This window comes from Stenotrophomonas sp. Steno-Z1 (assembly GCF_056393175.1).
Window position 1 is genome coordinate 440,063 of the sequence record NZ_JBWJPB010000002.1, and the last position, 19,595, is coordinate 459,657.

Genomic DNA, 19,595 nt, shown 5'->3' on the forward strand with positions numbered 1-19,595 from the left:
CGTCCTTCCTGATCGATGCTGCACGCCGCGCCATGACCACCACCCTGTACGGATTGAAGAACTGCGACACCTGCAAGAAAGCCACCAAGTGGCTGGATCGTTTCCAGGTGCCGTACACCTTCATCGACTACCGCGACCAGAAACCCTCGCCCGAGACGCTGATCGACTGGGCCCGCCAGGCCGGCGGCTTTCCCGCGCTGATCAACCGCTCCTCCACCACGTGGCGGCAGTTGCCGGAGAACCGCAGGGCGGCCGATTCGGACGCCGAATGGAAGCTGCTGCTGCGCGAGTACCCGCAATTGATCAAGCGCCCGGTGGTGGTCAGTGCCGATGGCGTGATGACCCAGGGCTTCTCGGACAACGGCTTCAAGCAGCGCTTCGGAGTGGACGCGTGAACGACGTCGTCGCCCTGACCTGCGACCTGATCGCGCGCGCGTCGGTCACCCCCGACGACGCCGGCTGCCAGGCGTTGCTCGCCGCGCGGCTGGAGCGCGCGGGTTTCCAGTGCGAACACCTGCGCCTGGGCGAAGTGGACAACCTCTGGGCCACGCACGGGCACGGTGCGCCGGTGCTGGTGCTGCTCGGGCATACCGACGTGGTGCCGACCGGGCCGGTCTCGGCCTGGACCAGCGATCCGTTCGACCCGCAGATCCGCGACGGCGTGCTGTACGGGCGCGGCGCGGCCGACATGAAGGGCAGCGTCGCCGCGTTCGTGGTCGCCGCCGAGCAGTTCGTCGCCGCCCATCCGAAGCACACCGGCACCCTGGCGGTGCTGCTGACCAGCGACGAGGAGGGCGATGCCATCGACGGCGTGCGCCGGGTGGCCGATATCTTCCGCGCGCGCGGGCAGGGCATCGACTGGTGCATCACCGGCGAACCGTCGTCCACCGCGGTGCTCGGCGACCTGCTGCGCGTCGGTCGTCGTGGCAGCCTGTCGGCAACGCTCACCGTGAAGGGGGTGCAGGGCCATGTCGCCTACCCGGACAAGGCGCGCAACCCCATCCACCTGGCCGCCGCGGCGCTGGCGGAACTGACCGCCCGGCATTGGGATGATGGCTTCGAGAGCTTCCCGCCGACCAGCCTGCAGGTGTCCAACATCCACGCCGGGACCGGGGCCAACAACGTGATCCCCGGCGCGCTGCAGGTGCTGTTCAACCTGCGCTACAACCCGCATTGGAACGCCCCCGCGCTGGAACGGGAGATCGCCACGCTGCTGGACCGGCATGCGCTGGATTACACGCTCGGCTGGCACCGCAGCGGTGAGCCGTTCTATACGCCGGAAGGCACCCTGCGCCGGGTCGCGCGCGAGGTGCTCGGCGAATTCGCCGGGGCACCGCCGGAAGAGAGCACCGGCGGTGGCACCTCCGATGCGCGCTTCATCGCGCCGTTGGGCGCGCAGTGCATCGAAGTCGGGCCGGTCAATGCGAGCATCCACCAGGTCGACGAGAACGTGCGCGTGGCCGACCTGGAACAGCTGCCGGCGCTGTACCTGCGCCTGATCGAACGCCTGCTGGCCTGAGCCAGGAAAGACCTGGCGCCGGCCGTTGGCCGGTGCCGGCGTCGGCCCGGCCATCACCGGCACGGGCCGGCGCGACGCCCGGGTCAGGCCACGATCAGCCCGAACGCGGCCAGGGCCGCGGCCGCCTGGCGCTGTGAAATCACCGCCTTCTTGAACAGCTTGGCGTCCATCACGTTGAGCCCGCTGATATCGGTGCCGCGCAGGTCCGCGCCTTCAAAGCGGGTCAGCCGGGTCTGCGCATTGCGCAGGCTGCCGCCGTTGAACACGGCATCGCGGAAGTCGCAGCCGGAGAGCTCGGCATCGGAAAAATCCATGCCCTCCAACTGCGCCTTGCGGAACGACAGCCCGCGCAGGTCGGCGCTGACCAGCAGGCAGTCGCGGAATTCCAGCGCCCACCCGGTCACCTCCTGCAGGTGCGCACCGGTCAGCTTGCAGTCGGCGAACTGCACCGAGGACAACGTTGCACGGCGCCAGTGGCTGTTGTTGAGGTCGCAATGCGAAAACCGCGCGTCACTCAACAGCGCCGCGCTGAAGTCGCACGCGCCGCCGCGGCACTTGTGCCACTGGCTTTCTTCCAGTGATGCCGCCAGCCAGTTGGCGCCGGCCAGCGAACACTGGTTGAACTGGAATCCATCCATGTCCAGCCGCGAAAAGTCGCCGTGGTCGAACGTGCAACCCTCGAAGACGGCTGCACGCGGATGCGCGGCGATGATCGCCTGCATGCGCGTGCGGGTGATGGATTCATCGCGGAAAGTGGCGGTGTTCATGCGGTCATTCTGGATGATGGGGGGCACAGGCGGCAGTCTTGAAGGCAGCGGCGGAGTGTGTACAGCGTCACCGGCGCACATCCCGCGGCTCCCTCCGACGTAGAGCCGACCGTTGGTCGGCTGCCGTGGGTGCAGACACGTGGGGCGACACGTGCAGCCGACCAACGGTCGGCTCTACCGGGTGGTTATCCTGGGTGTCCGGCGTCAGTCGAAGGTCCAGAACGGCGCGTTGATCCGCTCGCGCCAATAGGGCTCGCCGGCCAGGTAGAACCTCTGCGCATGGGCCTTTGCGAACCAGCCGGCGGCGGCGTCCAGATCGCGCGTCACGCCTGCGCGGCCACGGCCGAGCAGCAACCCGCTGAAATACTGCCCGTACACATTGCCCTGGTCAGCGGCCAGGCGGTACCAGCGCAGTGCGTCCACGCCATCGCGCGGCAGGCCCATCCCGAGTTCGTACATCGCGCCCAGATCCACCTGGGCGTCGGCATCGCCGCGCTGCGCACGCCGTTGGATGTCGACGACCAGGGGATGCAGGGTGCCATCGGCCTGCGCCGCGATCGCCTGTGGCAGCCGCGAGGATTCGGATGGCATGTGGAAGTAGATCGTTGCGCGCAGGTCCCAGCGCAGTGCGCTGACCGCGTCACCGTGTTCGCGATGGACCTTGGCCAGCATCAGCATGGCCATCGGATTGCCGTGCCCGGCGGCAGTGCGGTACCACCGCTCGGCTTTTCGGGGTGAGGCGCGCAAGGCGGTGCCCTGCACGATGTTCGGGCCGGTGCCATGCAGCAGCTCGCCGTGGGTCCAGATCCGGCCCAGGGCTTCTTCGGCCTGGGTGTTGTGGACGCTCCACGGGGTGACAGCGGCGGCACGTTCGTACCACGTCACCGCGCGGGGGTCGTTGAAAGTTTCAAAGGTCCTGGCTGCGTCCCAGGCACCCTCGAAGCTGCCATCGGCTGCCTTGGTTTCGATCGACTGCACGATGCTGGCCGGCGTCGGTGGCGGGGCGCTGCTGCAGGCAATGAGGGAAAGGGCCAGGGCGATGCCGGCCGGGCGTGAAGCGATGCGTCCGATGCGGGGGATCATGCCGGCCAGGTGATGCGGAAGGGCGCTGATTATCGCCCGGTCCCGCAGCGCCGGGTTGCCCGCGGTGGTCGGTTTGGTTGCCATCGCAACAGTTGCGCCGCTGCCAAAAGCCGGTTACGGTCGGTCCATGTCCTCGTTCCCGGCCACCGCTGTCAGCAATACCAACCGCACCAATCTGCGCGCGAATAATCGTGCGCGGCCGATGCGGGACTGCGACCAGGGCTAGTACAAGCAACACGCCCGGACCCCAGAAAACCCGCATCGACCGATGCGGGTTTTTTTGTGGCCCGGGTTTACCCCTTCCGGGCCTGGGTGGCCGGTCGAATGCCTGCAATACGTGTATTCCCCCATCATCAGGAGCTGTTCCCATGTGTTCGATCTTCGGTATTTTCGGCCTGCAGGTCGGTGACGACCTCCCGGCGCTGCGCCGCCACGCGCTGGACCTGTCCCAGCGCCAGCGCCATCGTGGCCCGGACTGGAGCGGGGTGTATGTCGATGCCGGCGCCATCCTGGTGCACGAACGGCTGGCCATCGTCGACCCGGCCGGCGGCTCGCAGCCGCTGCTGTCCGAGGACGGCCAACTGGCGTTGGCGGTCAACGGCGAGATCTACAACCACCGCGAACTGAAGGCCGAACTGGCCCAGCCCTACGCCTTCCAGACCGGCTCGGACTGCGAGGTGATCAACGCGCTGTACCGCCAGGACAGCCCGGCCTCGTTCCTCAACCGCCTCAACGGCATCTTCGCCTTCGCGTTGTGGGATCGCGAGCGGCAGCGGGTGCTGATCGCACGCGATCCGATCGGCGTGGTGCCGCTGTACTGGGGCCATGACAAGGACGGGCGTCTGGTGGTGGCCTCCGAGCTGAAGTCGCTGGTGGACATCTGCGCCGATGCCGCGCAGTTCCCGCCGGGCCACTGGTACGACAGCGCCACCGACACCCTGACCCGCTACTACGAGCGCCCCTGGCGCGACTATGACGCCGTGGAAGGCGTGGAGGCCGACCGGGTCGAACTGCGCGAGGCGTTCGAGCGCGCGGTGCACCGCCAGCTGATGACCGACGTGCCCTACGGCGTGTTGCTGTCCGGTGGCCTGGATTCCTCGCTGGTGGCCGCGGTGGCCGCACGCTACGCCCGCCACCGCATCGAGGATGGCGACCAGAGCGAGGCCTGGTGGCCGCGCCTGCACTCCTTCGCCATCGGCCTGAAGGGCTCGCCCGACCTGGCCGCCGCCGCCATCGCCGCCGAGGCGCTGGGCACCGTGCACCACGGCTTCGAATACACCTTCGAGGAAGGCCTGGACGCGCTGCCGGAGGTGATCCGGCACGTGGAAACCTACGATGTCACCACCATTCGCGCGTCCACCCCGATGTTCCTGCTGGCGCGCCGGATCAAGGCGATGGGGGTGAAGATGGTGCTGTCCGGCGAGGGCAGCGACGAGATCTTCGGCGGCTACCTGTACTTCCACAAGGCGCCGAACGCGCGCGAGTTCCACGAAGAGCTGGTGCGCAAGCTCGATGCGCTCAACAACTACGACTGCCTGCGCGCCAACAAGTCGATGATGGCCTGGGGCGTGGAACCGCGCGTGCCGTTCCTGGACCGCGAGTTCCTCGACGTGGCCATGCGCATCGATGCGCGGCACAAGATGGTCGGGCAGGGCCCGCAGGGCGCGCGCCGGATCGAGAAGGCGGTACTGCGCGAGGCCTTCGAAGGCTATCTGCCCGACTCGATCCTGTGGCGACAGAAGGAGCAGTTCAGCGATGGCGTCGGCTATGGCTGGATCGACGGGCTCAAGGCGCATGCCGAAACGCAGGTCAGCGACCGGGTGATGGCCGCGGCCGACAAGCGCTTCGTGCACAACCCGCCGCAGACCAAGGAGGCGTACTACTACCGCCACGTCTTCGAGCAGTACTTCCCCACCCAGGCGGCGGCGGAGACCGTGCCGGGCGGCAAGTCGATCGCCTGTTCCTCGCCCGCGGCGATCGCCTGGGATGCCAGTTTCGCCACGATGGCCGATCCGTCCGGCCGCGCCGTAGCCGGCGTGCACGAGCAGGCGCTGGCCTGATCGCAGGAGGGCCACCACGGCGTTGGCGCGCCGTGGTGGAAAGAGGACTGCCGTACGCCGCGCCACCCCGTAGAATCGCTCCCTCAATCGATGGGGATCGGTAATGGAATTGAAGAGCAGCGGCGGGATGCGTCGGAGCGGGTTGGCATGGCGCTACCTGGGGTGGGTGGCGGTGCCCTTGCTGGTGGGCCTGGGCCTGGCGCGGTATGCCGGCCCGAGCGTGACCGCGCAGGTCAGCCGTGCCGACGCCTCGCTCGGCGCCGACTGGGCCGCCCACCTGCATGCGCCGCTGGGCCTGTTCCTCATGCAACTGCTGGTGCTGCTGCTGGTGGCCAAGGGCGCCGGCTGGCTGTTCCGGCGCTTCGGCCAGCCCGGCGTGATCGGCGAGATGGCCGCCGGGCTGATGATGGGCCCGCTGGTGCTGGGCGCGCTGCTGCCGCAGGTGCACGGTGCACTGTTTCCTGCCGCGTCGCTGGGCTCGCTGGGCCTGCTCAGTCAGTTGGGCGTGCTGATGTTCCTGCTGGTGGCCGGTGCCGAGCTGGACCTGGGCGGCCTGCGCGGTCGTCGGCGCTTCGCCTTCGTGGTCAGCCATGCCGGGATCGCGGTGCCGTTCGTGTTGGGCGTGGCGCTGGCGATCTGGCTGTACGGCGCGCATGCGCCGCGCGGGATCGGCTTCACCGGGTTCGCGCTGTTTGTCGGGATTTCATTGAGCATCACCGCGTTCCCGGTGCTGCTGCGCATCCTCGCCGACCGCGGCATGACCAGCACGCCGCTGGGCCAGACCGCGATCGCCTGCGCGGCGCTGGGCGATGCCACCGCATGGTGCCTGCTGGCACTGATCGTGGCCGCCGCACAGGCGCAGGGCTGGGTGCCGGCGGCGATCAACCTGGGCTGCGTGGTGCTGTTCGTCGGGCTCATGCTGGGCGTGGTGCGGCCGTGGTTCTCGCGGCAGGTCATCGTGGCCGGGCAGGAAGGCCGCTGGCTGCTGGTGATGCTGCTGATGGCACTGGGGTGCGCGCTGGTCACCGAAATGCTGGGCATCCACGCGTTGTTTGGCGCATTCGCCGCGGGCGTGGCGGTGTCGGGCAATGCCACCTTGCGCCACACCGTGGCCAGCCGGGTCGAGCCCTTCGCGGTGACCCTGCTGCTGCCGTTGTTCTTTGCCATGACCGGCCTGCGCATGCGGGGCGATGCGCTGCAGGCCAGCGACCTGCTGCTGTGCCTGGTGGTGATCGCGGTGGCCACGCTTGGCAAGCTGTTTGGCACGTGGAGCGCGGCGCGCAGTGCCGGCATGGACAGCCAGGAGGCATGGAAACTGGGCGCGCTGATGAACACCCGTGGCCTGATGGAGCTGATCGTGCTCAACCTGGGCTACGAACTGGGGTTCCTCGGCGATCGCCTGTTCGCCGTGCTGGTGATCATGGCGCTGGTGACCACGGCGATGACCGGCCCGTTGTTGAGCTGGATGGAGCGCGGCAAGCGCTGACCGGCCCGGATGCACGCGCGCGGCGTGGAGCCGGTGGCCGCGTGGGGGGCAGCCCCGCATGGCGTGGCGCTACCTCGGTTGCAGCGTCAAGGTGTAGACCGTCGGTCCTGGCAGGAACGGCGTCGGCGCGCCCGTCACCCAGTCCGCATGCCCGGCCCCCCAGAACGGTGACAGCGGGTGCCCGCTCTGGCCGCCGGGCATGTGGATCACCCCGTCGGCCTCGTGCCCGGGCGACACCACCATGCGCTGTGACGCGCCGAATGCCGGGCCCTGCACGCGCGGCATGTCGCGGTCGCCGGGGAGGCGGTCGGCGGGCATGCACAACCAGCGCCTGGCGAGGTCGGGCAGGGCGCGGCTGACCGGGTGGCAGATCGCCGCGGTGTTGCGCTCGCCCCAGGTGCGGTCGGCCAACGTCGGCCCCTGCGCGGCGAGGTCGGCCTCCAGGCGTTTGGCCGCATCGGCCAACAGCGCATCCCAACTCGCGTACGGCGGTGGCAGCAGGTGCGCGGGGCGTTCGCTGACCAGCGGCCACAGCACCCCTTCCATCTGTGCCAGGCGGGGTTCCAGGTAGTCATCGCCCAGGCGTCGCTTCGCGGGGGCGAGCAGGCCGGTCGAGACGCTGTCCAGCACCATCCCGCGGAAACCGCGGGTGATCCGGTAGCTCACCGCGTTGGCCGACGCGTGCCCCTCCCAGTGCCGGGTGGCCACGTCCAGCCGCTTCAGCGCCGGGTCGTCGCTGTGCGCCACCACCTGCCGCAGCAGCACCCACCAGCGTTGCAGGAACAGCGCACGGTCGTCGAGCTGGATCGCCAGCAGATCGGCTTCGCTGAAGCGTTCCCTGGCCAGCAGGTCGTCGCGGATCTGGCGGCCGCGCGCGCCCAGGTCGTAGCCGGCATTGCCGGCCACCGCCAGCGCCTGGCCATCCAGCACGCGCCCGTTGGCGGTCCACAGGCGATGGTTGGCCGGGTCGACCAAGGCCGGTGAGGCATCGCTGCGGATCGGCCACGGCGCGCACTGCGCGGCTACCGGCGCCGCGCCGCTGGCGGGTGCGCAGTCGGCGGCGCGGTCAGGTCGCGCACCGATCAGGCGCCAGGCGATACGGCCATGGCGGTCCGCCAGCAGCAGGTTCTGGGTGGGGATGCCGGCGCGATCGGCAATGTGCAGGGCATCGTCGAGGTCGGCCGCGCGTGCCATGTCGGCGAAATCCAGGCGCACCGCGCCCGGCAGTTGCGCGGTCCAGCGCAGGGCATCGCCGCTGCCGTCGGCACGCGTGTGCAGGATCGGGCCCCAGGCGGTTTCGCGCACCCGCAGCACGGTGTCGGGCTGGCCCGCCACGCGGATGCGCTCTTCGTAGGTGCGGATGCCGTCCCCGCCACCCGGCGCGTCGGCCGGCACCGAGATGAAATCGGCGTTGTCGATGTAACTGTTGGTGAAGCCCCATGCCACGTGACCGTTGCTGCCGACCACGATCGCCGGCAGGCCGGGCAGCGAGAACCCGCTGACGTCGACCTTGCCGCCGGGGGCCTGCGCGTCGGCATAGCGCAACCGCACCCGGAACCACAGGTTGGGCGCGCGCAGGCCCAGGTGCATGTCGTCGGCGAGGATCGCGCGCCCATCGGCGGTGAGTGCGCCGGCCACGGCGAAATTGTTGCTGCCCTTGACGTCCTGCTCGGCCGGCGGGGCTGCCGCGGTGGGCGGCGAGCGTGGATCGGCGCGCAGATCGAGCTGTGCGGCCGACGGCAACGGCGCATTGCCGCGTGCCGCCCCGAACAGCGGTGCATCCCACTCGCTGCCGTCGTGGCTGAGCAGCGCATACAGCGCCGGCGGCACCACCGCGCGGATCCGCGCCATCGCCAGCTCGGTCTGGTTGCCGGGGTCCTGCAGGTCGGCGTACATCGCCAGCCCGGCGAGCACGCTGTCCTCGGCGGTCCAGGCCGCCGGCGCCTGGCGCAGCAGCAGGTAGGGCCAGGGGCGTACACGCAGGTCGGCCAGGCCCTGGTTGACCCCGGCCACGTAGGACTGCACTCCCTGCGGGTCGGCACCGACCGCGTGCGCCAGGTGAGCGTGGGTACGGGCGCGCAGGCGATGCACGCGCATGCGCTGGTCGGCGGGGATCGCGGCCGGCCCGAACAGCTCGGCCAGCTCGCCAGCCGCGCTGCGGCGCATCAGGTCCATCTCGAAGTAGCGCTCCTGCGCATGCACCAGGCCCAGGGCACGCATCGCGTCGCGCTGGTTCGCCGCATCGATGGTGACCACCCCCAGCGCGTCGCGGCTGACGCTGACCGGGGCCTGCAGCCCGTCGACGCGCTGCTCGCCCTCCAGCGGGGCCAGGCTGCCGCGCAGCAACCAGACAGTGCCAACGATGAGCAGCGACACCAGCACCAGCAACAGCCACAGCACCCGCGTGAGCCAGCGACGCATGCAGCGCCTCCCGTTGACGTTGTGCCCTGGATTGTAGGGGCTGTGAGGGCCATGTGCAGGCCAGGCGAAGCGCAACTGCAAGTGATTCCGATTAGATCATTGGATTTCTGGATGGGGCACCATGGCGCCCATCGATACACCAGGAAGCACCCCCATGAAAGGCAATCCGGACGTCATCGCGTGTTTGAAGGAGCTGCTGCGCGGCGAATTGGCGGCGCGCGACCAGTACTTCATCCATTCGCGTCGCTACGAGGACCAGGGCCTGATGGCGCTGTACGAGCGCCTCAACCACGAGATGGAAGAAGAGACCCAGCACGCCGATGCGCTGCTGCGCCGGATCCTGTTCCTCGGTGGCAACCCGGACATGCGCCCGCACGCCTTCGAGCCGGGCGTGACCGTGGAAGAGATGCTGCAGAAGGACCTGGACACCGAGTACAGCGTGCGCAACAACCTGGCCGCCGGCATGAAGCTGTGCGAACAGCACCAGGATTACGTGAGCCGCGACATGCTGCTGGTGCAGTTGAAGGACACCGAGGAAGACCATGCCTGGTGGCTGGAACAGCAGCTGGGCCTGATCAAGCGGATCGGCCTGGCGCTGTACCAGACCAGCAAGATGGATGCGAAGGGTACGGCCGCGCACTGACGCGCCTACGCGCATCAGCCCCACGATGTGCTGCGCACATCGCGGGCCCCGGCGTATCACCTTCCACATGCCCGCGCCTGTCGGCGCGCCCCCTTGGATTCCAAGGGGGCTGTTTCTCCAGACGGTGTCCTGGATGCGTGACGATCCACCGCCCCGTCATCGGGTTCTGCTCGCCAGCCAGCTTTCGCCAGCACGCTGCAGAAGCCCTCGTCCGCCCGCCAGCAACTGCCAGCCAGCCGACAAACGAAACAGCCGGGGATTCCCGGCTGTTTCGTTTTCCAGGCACGTAGCGTAGTGCCGGGCTCTGCTCGGCAACCGCGCAACGCGCGGCAGATGCGGCCGGGCAGAGCCCGGCGCAACGCAGTGGGGGTGTGGGGAACGCAGACGGCCGGGTTTCCCCGGCCGTTTTTTTTCATCTGCGCCGTTTGCTTGCGGTCATTCCACCGCCAACCCTTCCACCTTCTGCCAGCCGCGCGGCAGCAGGTGGCCACGCGTGGCGCGCGTGCCCAGGTAGGTCTCCAGGTCCTTGAACGACAGGTTCATGGTGCGCGTGCCGCTGCGCACCAGCAGCGTGTTGCCCGGGCCGACCGAGACCACCGCGACCACGCGCTCGGTGGCGAGCTTGGCCTTGGGGATGTCGATGATCTTGTTGCCCTTGCCCTTGTCCAGTTCCGGCAGGTCGCTGGCGGCGATCGCCAGCAGGTTGCCCGAACTGGTCACCGCCACGATGCGGTCCGTTTCCGGATTGGCGACCACCGCCGGGGTGAGCACCTTCGAGCCGGACGTCAGGTTGAGCATCGCCTTGCCGGCCTTGTTGCGCCCGGTGAGGTTCTCGAAGCGGGTGACGAAGCCATACCCGTGGGTGGAGGCCAGCACGAAGCGGGTGGTGTTCTCGCCGCTGGCCAGGGTCAGGAACTGGCTGCCCGGCGCCGGCGAGAAGCGGCCGGTGAGCGGTTCGCCGTTGCCACGTGCCGAGGGCAGGGTGTGGATCAGCGTGGAGTAGGCGCGCCCTTCGCTGTCCAGGAAGGCCACCTGCTGCGTGCTGCGCGCACGCACCGCGCCCAGCAGCGCATCGCCCTCGCGGTAGGAGAGGGTGGAGGGGTCCATGTCGTGGCCCTTGGCCGCGCGGATCCAGCCCTTTTCCGAGAGCACCACGGTCATCGGCTCGCTCGGCACCAGCTCGGTTTCGTCGATCGCCTGCGCGGCACCACGCTGCACCAGCGGCGAACGGCGCGCGTCGCCGAACTTCTTCGCATCGGCGGTGAGTTCGTCGCGGATCAGCTTCTTCAGCTTGGCCTTGCTGTCCAGGATGGCCAGGATCTTGTCGCGCTCCTTGGCCAGTTCGTCCTGCTCGCCACGGATCTTCATTTCTTCCAGGCGGGCCAGCTGCTTGAGCTTGGTTTCCAGGATGTATTCGGCCTGGTCGTCGCTCAGTGCGAAGCGCGCGATCAGCGCGGCCTTGGGTTCGTCCTCGGTGCGGATGATGTGGATCACTTCATCCAGGTTGAGGAACGCCACCAGCAGGCCTTCCAACAGGTGCAGGCGGCGCTCCACCTTCTGCAGGCGATGGTTGAGGCGGCGGGTGACGGTGGTGCCGCGGAACTGCAGCCACTCGCTGAGCAGCATCTTCAGGTTCTTCACCTGCGGACGCCCGTCCAGCCCGATCACGTTGAGGTTGACCCGGTAGCTGCGCTCCAGGTCGGTGGTGGCGAACAGGTGGCCCATCAGCTGGTCGGCATCCACGCGGTTGGAGCGCGGCACCAGCACCACCCGCACCGGGTTGGCGTGGTCGGACTCGTCGCGGATGTCTTCCAGCCACGGCAGCTTCTTGGCGCGCATCTGGGCGGCGATCTGCTCGATCACCTTCGACGGCGAAACCTGGAAGGGCAGCGCGTTGATGACGATGTTGCTGCCGTCCTTGAAGAACGTCGAGCGCGCACGCACGCTGCCGTAGCCGGTTTCGTACATGTTCCGCAGGTCGGCCGGCGCGGTGATGATCTCCGCTGCGCTCGGGTAGTCCGGGCCCTTGACGTGCTCGCACAGGTCGGCCACGGTCGCGTCCGGATCGTCCAGCAGGTGCAGCAGCGCGCTGACGATCTCGTTGAGGTTGTGCGGCGGCACGTCGGTGGCCATGCCCACGGCGATGCCGGTGGTGCCATTGAGCAGCAGGTGCGGCAGGCGCGCCGGCATCCAGGTCGGCTCTTCCAGGGTGCCGTCGAAGTTCGGGGTCCAGTCGGTCGTGCCCTGGTTGATTTCGCCCAGCAGCACTTCGGCGATCGGGGTGAGCTTGGATTCGGTGTAGCGCATCGCCGCGAACGACTTCGGGTCGTCGGTGGAACCGAAGTTGCCCTGGCCTTCGATCAGCGGGTAGCGGTAGGAGAATGGCTGGGCCATCAGCACCAGCGCTTCATAGCAGGCACTGTCGCCGTGCGGGTGGTACTTACCGATGACATCACCCACGGTACGCGCGGACTTCTTCGGCTTGGAGGCGGCATTCAGGCCCAGCTCGCTCATCGAATAGATGATGCGGCGCTGCACCGGCTTCAGGCCGTCGCCGATGAACGGCAGTGCGCGATCGAGCACCACGTACATCGAATAGTCCAGGTACGCCCGTTCGGCGTACTCGCGCAGGGGCAGCTGTTCAAAGCCGTGGAAGGCGGGGCGGGCAAGATCGGTCATGCGGGATTGTTACCTGTGGCAAGGGACGGCGACGGCTGTCGCCCTCGCAGGCGGTCGATTATCCGGATGCGGCCGGGGATGCCAAGCCGCGCGTTGGATTGAGGGGCTGGCCGTTGCGTGCCAGGTAGCGCCCGGGTGGGCAGCCGAAGTGGCGGCGGAACACCGTCACGAAGGCGCTGGGGCTGCTGAAGCCCAGCGCGTGCGCGATATCGGACACGCTGCGGCCATCGGACAACCGGCGCAGGCCGTCGGCCAGGCGGGCCTGTTGGCGCCACTGGGCGAAGCTGAGCGTGGTCTCGTCGCGGAAGTGCCGGGTCAGTGTACGCGGCGACAACCCGGCCCACTGCGCCCATTGTTCCAGGCTGCGGCCGTCGGCCGGGTTGGCGATCAGCTGCGAGGCGATCCGCAGCAGGCGGCGGTCCTGCGGCATCGGCAGGTGCATGCGCTGGCGCGGCGCGTTGCGGATCTCATCCAGCAGCACCTCGATCATGTGCTGCTGGCGCAGGTCGGCCGCGGCCGCGGGCGCCCAGCGGGTCACCCGCACGGCCAGCGCCTGCAGCAGGTCGGAGATGGCCACCACGCAAGGCTGGTCGGGCAGGTCGTGGGCCATCTCGGCCGAGACGATCAGGCCCCACCCGCGCAGCGGACCGGAAATGCCCACCGTGTGGGGCTCGCCGGGCGGCATCCAGCCGGCACAGCCGGGCGGCAGCGACCAGTTGCCGTGGCGGGTGCGGATGTTGAGCAGGCCGGCCTCGACGCTGATCAGCTGCGCCCGGCGGTGCTGGTGCCAGTCGATTTCGCGGTCCAGCCCGCGCGCACTCTCGATCTGGAAGCCCAGCACGGCCAGGCCGTCGTCGCGTTCGAGCCAGTCCAGCACGTCGTGCCGCACCTGGGCAGGGGGGAGGGCAACGGCGTCCTCTGGCCTGAAAACGTTATTCATTGTCCAGATTGTAATACCGGGCCACCGGAATGGGCCCTTAAGGTAGCCCCCCCCGCATTGTTCTGGATGTTGCAACACAGCATTTGGTTCCAGATTGAATATTTCCATTGAGAAATATATTTTCTGGAAGTAAAGTGCGCCCCCATGATGATCTGCCCTGAATCCACTCCTCCCAGCTTCGGGCTGCTGTTGCGCCAGGTGCGCGACGGCCTGGTCCGTCAGCTCGACACGTCGATGGCCGAGGAAAACCTCGGCATTGGGTTCACCCACTACCTCGGCTTGAAGGTGCTCTCGGTCAAGGCCCCGTGCACCGCCAACGAGTTGGCCCAGGCCCTGGACCAGGTGCCCAGCGCGGTGACCCGCCTGCTGGACAAGCTGGAAGCCATGGGCTGCGTGCGGCGCGAGCCGCATGCCCAGGACCGGCGGGCGTTGCAGATCGTATTGACTGAAGAAGGCCGCCAGTTGTGGGCCCGGCTGAAGCAGCGCGGCGACCAGACCATCGACGACGCGATGCGCGACTTGTCCTCCGACGAGCGCGCGCAGCTGCTTTCCCTCATGACCCGTGTACGTGACTCGCTGATTACGCCATGACCTCCTCCCCTGATCGCACTTCCCCGCTGCGTCCGCTGCGCCCGGTGCTGGTGTCCGTGCTGGCCCTGGCGCTGGCCGCCTGTGCCAGCAGCCGCGGCCTGCAACCGCAGGCCACGCTGCTCGACGCCGACAGCCTGCAGACCCAGCGCACCCTGGCCGCCGACGGCCTGAGCCAGCCCGGCTGGCCGGCCACCGACTGGTGGCGCGCGCTGGGCGACCCCCAGCTGGACGCGCTGATTGCCGAAGGCCTGCAGCGCAACCCGGGCCTGGACGCGGCCGATGCGCGCCTGCGCCAGGCCCGCGCCCAGATCGGCACCGCCCATGCCGAGCGGCTGCCCAGCCTGTCCGCCTCCGGCGGCTACACCGGCGTGCGCCTGCCCGAATCGATGGTCGGCGACGAACTGGGGGGCAGCTATGCCGGCAGCGGCCAGGCCTATCTCAGCTTCAGCTATGGCATCGACCTGTGGGGCGGCAAGCGCGCCGCCTGGGAAGCGGCCGTGGACAGCGGCCATGCCGCCGAAGTGGATGCACAGGCCGCACGCCTGAACCTGTCCGCCGCGATCACCGAGGCGTATGCGCAGTTGGGCTATGCCTACACGCTGCTCGACGTGGCCAGCGAAGAGCTCGGGCGCTCGCAGAAGACCCTGGACCTGACCCGGCAACGGCGCGCAGCCGGCATCGACAGCGACCTGCAGACCCGCCAGGCCGAAGCCCGCATCCCGGCCGCGCAGCAGCAGCAACAGGCCGCCCAGCAGCAGATCGACGAGGCCCGCACCGCGCTGGCCGCGCTGGTCGGGCAGGGGCCGGACCGTGGCCTGCAGATCGAGCGCCCGCGCGTACTCAGCCCGCTGGCGCTGCAGTTGCCCGGCGTGCTGCCCAGCGCGCTGCTTGGCCGGCGCCCGGACATCGTGGCGGCGCGCTGGCGCGTGGAGGCGGCCAACCGCCAGATCCACGCGGCCAAGGCGCAGTTCTACCCGAGCCTCAACCTGACGGCCCTCGGCGGGGTGGTCTCCAGTGAAGTGGACCAGTTGCTGAAGAGCGGCTCCACCTTCGCCTTCCTGGGCCCGGCGCTGAGCCTGCCGATCTTCGATGGCGGCCGCCTGCGCGCCAACCTGGACAAGACCGACGCGCAGTACGACCTGGCCGTGGCCGACTACAACCAGTCGGTCGTCAACGCGCTGCGCGACGTCGCCGACCAGGTCAATGCGGTGCGCTCGCTGGCCAGCCAGGCCGCCGCGCAGCAGCAGGCGGTGGATACCGCCCGCGCCGCCCACGACCTGGCCGAGCAGCGCTACCGCGCCGGCATCGGCAGCTACCTTGAAGTGCTGGTGGTCGAAGAGCAGCTGTTGGTGTCCCAGCAGCGGCTGGCCGAACTGCAGTCCCGCCAGATCCTTGTTTCGGTACGGCTGAGCCAGTCGCTGGGCGGTGGGTTCACCCCGTCCGGCGACACCGCCACGCTCGCCACCGCCCCTGATTCCACGCATTCCTGAGACGCCTCCCATGAGCCAGACATCCGCTCCCGCTGCCGCCCCGGCAGCTCCGTCCCGTCGCGGCAAGCTGCTGCGCGGCCTGTTGGTCATCGTGGTGCTGCTGCTGGCCGCGCTGGCGCTGTGGTACTTCATGTTCGGCCGTTGGTTCGAAGACACCGACGATGCCTACGTGCAGGGCAACCAGGTCCAGATCACCCCGCTGGTGGCCGGTACCGTGGTGGCCATCAACGCCGATGACGGCATGCGCGTCGAGCGCGGCCAGCTGCTGGTGCAGCTGGACCCGGCCGACACCGAAGTGGCACTGCAGCAGGCCGAAGCCAACCTGGCCAAGACCGTGCGCCAGACCCGCGGCCTGTATCGCAGCGTCGAAGGCGCGCAGGCGGATCTGAACGCCCGCCAGGTGACCTTGAAGCGCGTCCGCGAGGACTTCAACCGCCGCAAGGACCTGGCTGCCACCGGCGCGATCTCCAACGAAGAGCTGGCGCACGCCCGCGACGAACTGGCCGGTGCAGAAGCGGCCGTGGCCGGTTCGCGCGAAACCTTCGAGCGCAGCAATGCGTTGGTCGATGACACCGTGATTGCCACCCAGCCGGACGTGCAGGCCGCCGCCGCGCAGCTGCGCCAGGCCTACCTCAACAACGCCCGCGCCGGCATCGTCGCCCCGGTCAGCGGATATATCGCCCGTCGTTCGGTGCAGGTTGGCCAGCGCGTGCAGCCGGGTACCGCGCTGATGGCGGTGGTGCCCACCGACCAGATGTGGGTGGAAGCCAACTTCAAGGAAACCCAGTTGCGCCACATGCGCCTGGGCCAGGAAGTGGAGCTGCGCTCGGACCTGTACGGCGGTGATGTCACCTACAAGGGGCGCATCGACAGCCTCGGCCTGGGCACCGGCTCGGCGTTCTCGCTGCTGCCGGCGCAGAACGCCAGCGGCAACTGGATCAAGATCGTGCAGCGCGTGCCGGTGCGCATCGCCATCGATCCCAAGCAGCTGGCCGAGCACCCGCTGCGCATCGGCCTGTCGATCAAGGCCGAAGTGAGCCTGCGCGACCAGAAGGGCACCGTGCTGCCGACGCAGTTCGCCAAGGGCCAGGTGTTCGACACCGACGTCTACGCCAAGCAGCTGCACAGCGCCGATGACGTGATCCATACGATCATCCAGGGCAACCTGCCGCAGCAGGCCAAGGCGAACTGAGGCCGCCATGTCCGCACAAGCTCCCGCCGCGCCCGGCACCCCGGGCGCACCGTCGGCGCCAGGTGCGGCCGCCGGTTTCCTGCCGCCCAGCGTGGCCCTGTGCACCGTCGGCCTGGCGATGGCCTCGTTCATGCAGGTGCTCGACACCACCATCGCCAACGTCTCGCTGCCGACCATCGCCGGCAACCTCGGCGCCAGTTCGCAGCAGGCCACCTGGGTCATCACCTCGTTCGCGGTCAGCACCGCGATCGCGCTGCCCCTGACCGGCTTCCTGAGCCGTCGCTTCGGCGAACGCAAGCTGTTCGTCTGGGCGACGCTGGCCTTCGTGGTCACCTCGCTGCTGTGCGGCCTGGCCCAGAGCATGGGCATGCTGGTGCTGTCGCGCGCGCTGCAGGGATTCGTGGCCGGCCCGATGTATCCGATCACGCAGTCGCTGCTGGTCTCGATCTACCCCCGCGAGAAACGGGGGCAGGCGCTGGCGCTGCTGGCGATGATCACGGTGGTCGCGCCGATCTGCGGCCCGATCCTGGGCGGCTGGATCACCGACAACTACAGCTGGGAATGGATCTTCCTGATCAACGTGCCGCTGGGCATTTTCGCCGCGATGGTGGTAGGCAGCCAGTTGAAGGGCCGCCCCGAGCAGATCGAGAAGCCGAAGATGGATTACGTCGGCCTGATCACCCTGGTGGTCGGCGTGGGCGCATTGCAGCTAGTGCTCGACCTGGGCAACGACGAAGACTGGTTCTCCTCGACCAAGATCGTGGTGCTGGCCTGCGTGGCGGTGGTGGCACTGGCGGTGTTCCTGATCTGGGAGCTGACCGACAAGGACCCGATCGTCGACCTGAAGCTGTTCCGCCACCGGAATTTCCGCGCCGGTACGCTGGCGATGGTGGTGGCGTACGCGGCATTCTTCAGCGTCTCGCTGCTGATCCCGCAATGGTTGCAGCGCGACATGGGCTATACCGCGATCTGGGCGGGCCTGGCGACGGCGCCGATCGGCATCCTGCCGGTGATCATGACGCCGTTCGTGGGCAAGTACGCCTCGCGTTTCGACATGCGCATGATCGCCTCGTTCGCGTTCGTGTTCCTGTCCTTCACCAGTTTCATGCGCTCGGACTTCAACCTGCAGGTGGACTACGCGCACGTGGCCGGCGTCCAGCTGATCATGGGCATTGGCGTTGCGCTGTTCTTCATGCCGGTGCTGCAGATCCTGCTGTCGGACCTGGACGGTCGCGAGATCGCGGCGGGTTCGGGCCTGGCCACCTTCCTGCGCACGCTGGGCGGCAGCTTCGCGGCGTCGTTGACGACCTGGCTGTGGGCGCGCCGGACCCAGGTACACCACGCCGACCTGACCGAGCACATCTCGGCCTACCAGCCGGGCATGCAGGACCAGGTGGCGGCGATGGGGCAGGGCGACCTGCAGCATGGCGCGGCCGTGCTCAACAACATGATCAACCACCAGGCATCGCAGATGGGCTTCAACGACATCTTCTTCCTGCTGGGCTGGATCTTCCTGGCGATCATCGCCTTCCTGTGGCTGGCCAAACCACCGTTCGGTGCAGGCGCGGGCGCGGCGTCGGCCGGCGGGCATTGATCCGCAGTTGAGCTGAAACGAACAAAACCCCGTCGAAAGGCGGGGTTTTTTTCATGTTGGCTGCGAAGAGCACGTGCAGAGCAGAGCAACAGCAGAGCAACAGCGCATCGTCTGTATTTCTCGTGGCTTGGTCGGGTACGGGTGGGCTGGCGGGACACGCCGCAAGTACGTCCCTGTAGGCTCGTTCGCGCCATCCATGGCGCTCTACGGTCCCGCCAACCCACCCGTACCCGCCCTTGAAAGTGAGTCGGTGCGCGACGAAGAGCGAACGGCCAATAGCCCAACAGCTCTACAACCCAACAGCCCAACAGCCCAACAGCAAAGCAGCAGGCAGCAAAGCAGCAAAGCAGCAAAGCAGCAGGCAACAGGCAACAGGCAACAGGCAGCAAGTAGCGAGGCAGCAAGGCAGCCGACCAACGGTCGGCTCTACCGCGTTAGGTCTTGTACGTTGGCCACCGGCCCACTGTCTGGGGCGGGGGTGTGTGGGTTCGCGGGACCGTCGTACGCCATGGATGGCGTACGCGAGCCTCCACGGATGGATTCACGGCGTGTCCCGCGAACCCACACATCCCCGCCCAGCCCGGCGCAGGCACAAACGCAACGCACTGGCTCTGGGCTCTGGGCTCTGGGCTCTGGCTTCAGGCTCTGGCCTTGGCTTCTAAAAAAAGAAACAAACCCCAAACCCCAGACATGAAAAAACCCGCTTTCGCGGGTTTGATCATTATCTGAGTCATGGTGCCCAGGAGAGGACTCGAACCTCCACGAAGTTGCCCCCGCTAGCACCTGAAGCTAGTGCGTCTACCAATTCCGCCACCTGGGCGACTCAGGAGGAGAATTCTGCGGGAGAACTGAAATTGTGTCAACAGCATTTCGCGGGAAATTTCGATGCTGGCGCGACGCTGCTTCACCGCTCCACATGCCGCGTGAGGCATGGCGTCCCAGTCCAACGTCAGCCAACGCCAGAAACGAAAAAACCCGCTTGCGCGGGTTTGATCATTGTCTGAGTCATGGTGCCCAGGAGAGGACTCGAACCTCCACGAAGTTGCCCCCGCTAGCACCTGAAGCTAGTGCGTCTACCAATTCCGCCACCTGGGCGACTCAGGGGGCGAATTATGCGGAAGCATTGCAGG

Annotated in this window: 14 protein-coding genes and 2 tRNA genes; 9 read left to right on the forward strand and 7 right to left on the reverse strand. The window is 68.2% G+C overall.

The window, feature by feature from the left end:
• The first annotated feature begins 32 nt into the window (after positions 1 to 32).
• Together AC06FD_RS08720 and dapE are read left to right on the forward strand one after the other, a co-directional pair.
• Positions 33 to 395 (forward strand): Spx/MgsR family RNA polymerase-binding regulatory protein, encoded by a 363-nt coding sequence (locus AC06FD_RS08720; RefSeq protein ID WP_478077573.1) that lies wholly within the window; start codon positions 33 to 35, stop codon positions 393 to 395.
• On the forward strand, positions 392 to 1,519 hold the full coding sequence (gene dapE / locus AC06FD_RS08725; RefSeq protein WP_478077574.1) for a succinyl-diaminopimelate desuccinylase: 1,128 nt from the start codon (positions 392 to 394) through the stop codon (positions 1,517 to 1,519). The genes AC06FD_RS08720 and dapE overlap by 4 nt, the downstream gene beginning before the upstream one ends.
• A gap of 83 nt (positions 1,520 to 1,602) precedes the next feature.
• On the opposite strand, the gene AC06FD_RS08730 is transcribed toward dapE, so the two are convergent.
• Together AC06FD_RS08730 and AC06FD_RS08735 are read right to left on the reverse strand one after the other, a co-directional pair.
• The gene (locus AC06FD_RS08730; protein ID WP_259204185.1) at positions 1,603 to 2,286 is read right to left on the reverse strand and encodes a pentapeptide repeat-containing protein; all 684 of its coding nucleotides are present in this window, start codon (positions 2,284 to 2,286) and stop codon (positions 1,603 to 1,605) included.
• Between the two features lie 204 nt (positions 2,287 to 2,490).
• Positions 2,491 to 3,369, reverse strand: a complete 879-nt coding sequence (locus tag AC06FD_RS08735; protein WP_478077575.1) for a tetratricopeptide repeat protein — start codon at positions 3,367 to 3,369, stop codon at positions 2,491 to 2,493.
• A gap of 368 nt (positions 3,370 to 3,737) precedes the next feature.
• Here AC06FD_RS08735 and asnB point away from each other — a divergent pair, with 368 nt between their 5' ends.
• On the forward strand, positions 3,738 to 5,429 hold the full coding sequence (asnB, locus tag AC06FD_RS08740; protein ID WP_478077576.1) for an asparagine synthase B: 1,692 nt from the start codon (positions 3,738 to 3,740) through the stop codon (positions 5,427 to 5,429).
• A 103-nt stretch (positions 5,430 to 5,532) separates the two neighbouring features.
• A complete protein-coding gene (locus tag AC06FD_RS08745; protein ID WP_449334797.1) occupies positions 5,533 to 6,915 on the forward strand; it encodes a cation:proton antiporter in 1,383 nt (460 codons plus the stop codon).
• A 69-nt stretch (positions 6,916 to 6,984) separates the two neighbouring features.
• Here the strand turns inward: AC06FD_RS08745 and AC06FD_RS08750 are convergent, their stop codons facing one another.
• On the reverse strand, positions 6,985 to 9,336 hold the full coding sequence (locus AC06FD_RS08750) for a penicillin acylase family protein (RefSeq protein WP_478077577.1): 2,352 nt from the start codon (positions 9,334 to 9,336) through the stop codon (positions 6,985 to 6,987).
• A 154-nt stretch (positions 9,337 to 9,490) separates the two neighbouring features.
• On the opposite strand from AC06FD_RS08750, the gene bfr reads away from it, so the two are divergent.
• A complete protein-coding gene (gene bfr, locus AC06FD_RS08755) occupies positions 9,491 to 9,979 on the forward strand; it encodes a bacterioferritin (RefSeq protein ID WP_259204204.1) in 489 nt (162 codons plus the stop codon).
• A gap of 435 nt (positions 9,980 to 10,414) precedes the next feature.
• Here the strand turns inward: bfr and parC are convergent, their stop codons facing one another.
• Together parC and AC06FD_RS08765 are read right to left on the reverse strand one after the other, a co-directional pair.
• On the reverse strand, positions 10,415 to 12,658 hold the full coding sequence (parC, locus tag AC06FD_RS08760) for a DNA topoisomerase IV subunit A (protein WP_478077578.1): 2,244 nt from the start codon (positions 12,656 to 12,658) through the stop codon (positions 10,415 to 10,417).
• 58 nt (positions 12,659 to 12,716) lie between these two features.
• The gene (locus tag AC06FD_RS08765; protein WP_259204218.1) at positions 12,717 to 13,598 is read right to left on the reverse strand and encodes an AraC family transcriptional regulator; all 882 of its coding nucleotides are present in this window, start codon (positions 13,596 to 13,598) and stop codon (positions 12,717 to 12,719) included.
• 147 nt (positions 13,599 to 13,745) lie between these two features.
• On the opposite strand from AC06FD_RS08765, the gene AC06FD_RS08770 reads away from it, so the two are divergent.
• Genes AC06FD_RS08770 through emrB form a run of 4 tightly spaced genes read left to right on the forward strand, consistent with a single transcriptional unit; the run spans position 13,746 to position 18,465 of the window.
• Positions 13,746 to 14,189: a MarR family winged helix-turn-helix transcriptional regulator gene (locus AC06FD_RS08770; protein ID WP_259204981.1), complete on the forward strand. Its 444-nt coding sequence runs from the start codon at positions 13,746 to 13,748 to the stop codon at positions 14,187 to 14,189.
• Complete coding sequence (locus AC06FD_RS08775; RefSeq protein ID WP_478077579.1) at positions 14,186 to 15,679, forward strand: efflux transporter outer membrane subunit; 1,494 nt, start codon at positions 14,186 to 14,188, stop codon at positions 15,677 to 15,679. Before AC06FD_RS08770 ends, AC06FD_RS08775 begins: the two co-directional genes overlap by 4 nt.
• Before the next feature lie 10 nt (positions 15,680 to 15,689).
• Positions 15,690 to 16,871: a multidrug efflux MFS transporter periplasmic adaptor subunit EmrA gene (gene emrA, locus AC06FD_RS08780; RefSeq protein WP_394164825.1), complete on the forward strand. Its 1,182-nt coding sequence runs from the start codon at positions 15,690 to 15,692 to the stop codon at positions 16,869 to 16,871.
• A 7-nt stretch (positions 16,872 to 16,878) separates the two neighbouring features.
• The gene (gene emrB / locus AC06FD_RS08785; RefSeq protein ID WP_394164824.1) at positions 16,879 to 18,465 is read left to right on the forward strand and encodes a multidrug efflux MFS transporter permease subunit EmrB; all 1,587 of its coding nucleotides are present in this window, start codon (positions 16,879 to 16,881) and stop codon (positions 18,463 to 18,465) included.
• Positions 18,466 to 19,198: 733 nt separating this feature from the next.
• On the opposite strand, the gene AC06FD_RS08790 is transcribed toward emrB, so the two are convergent.
• Positions 19,199 to 19,285: transfer RNA gene (locus tag AC06FD_RS08790), tRNA-Leu, on the reverse strand.
• A 188-nt stretch (positions 19,286 to 19,473) separates the two neighbouring features.
• Positions 19,474 to 19,560 (reverse strand) — tRNA-Leu (locus AC06FD_RS08795).
• Positions 19,561 to 19,595: the final 35 nt, after the last annotated feature.

Bases quoted from the DNA above. Each gene is read 5' to 3' on its own strand.
- AC06FD_RS08770 (WP_259204981.1), top strand. From the start codon at position 13,746: ATGATCTGCCCTGAATCCACTCCTCCCAGCTTCGGGCTGCTGTTGCGC.
- asnB (WP_478077576.1), top strand. From the start codon at position 3,738: ATGTGTTCGATCTTCGGTATTTTCGGCCTGCAGGTCGGTGACGACCTC.
- emrA (WP_394164825.1), top strand. From the start codon at position 15,690: ATGAGCCAGACATCCGCTCCCGCTGCCGCCCCGGCAGCTCCGTCCCGT.
- AC06FD_RS08720 (WP_478077573.1), top strand. From the start codon at position 33: ATGACCACCACCCTGTACGGATTGAAGAACTGCGACACCTGCAAGAAA.
- AC06FD_RS08730 (WP_259204185.1), bottom strand. From the start codon at position 2,286: ATGAACACCGCCACTTTCCGCGATGAATCCATCACCCGCACGCGCATG.
- AC06FD_RS08775 (WP_478077579.1), top strand. From the start codon at position 14,186: ATGACCTCCTCCCCTGATCGCACTTCCCCGCTGCGTCCGCTGCGCCCG.
- emrB (WP_394164824.1), top strand. From the start codon at position 16,879: ATGTCCGCACAAGCTCCCGCCGCGCCCGGCACCCCGGGCGCACCGTCG.
- AC06FD_RS08750 (WP_478077577.1), bottom strand. From the start codon at position 9,336: ATGCGTCGCTGGCTCACGCGGGTGCTGTGGCTGTTGCTGGTGCTGGTG.
- parC (WP_478077578.1), bottom strand. From the start codon at position 12,658: ATGACCGATCTTGCCCGCCCCGCCTTCCACGGCTTTGAACAGCTGCCC.
- bfr (WP_259204204.1), top strand. From the start codon at position 9,491: ATGAAAGGCAATCCGGACGTCATCGCGTGTTTGAAGGAGCTGCTGCGC.
- AC06FD_RS08765 (WP_259204218.1), bottom strand. From the start codon at position 13,598: ATGAATAACGTTTTCAGGCCAGAGGACGCCGTTGCCCTCCCCCCTGCC.
- AC06FD_RS08745 (WP_449334797.1), top strand. From the start codon at position 5,533: ATGGAATTGAAGAGCAGCGGCGGGATGCGTCGGAGCGGGTTGGCATGG.
- AC06FD_RS08735 (WP_478077575.1), bottom strand. From the start codon at position 3,369: ATGATCCCCCGCATCGGACGCATCGCTTCACGCCCGGCCGGCATCGCC.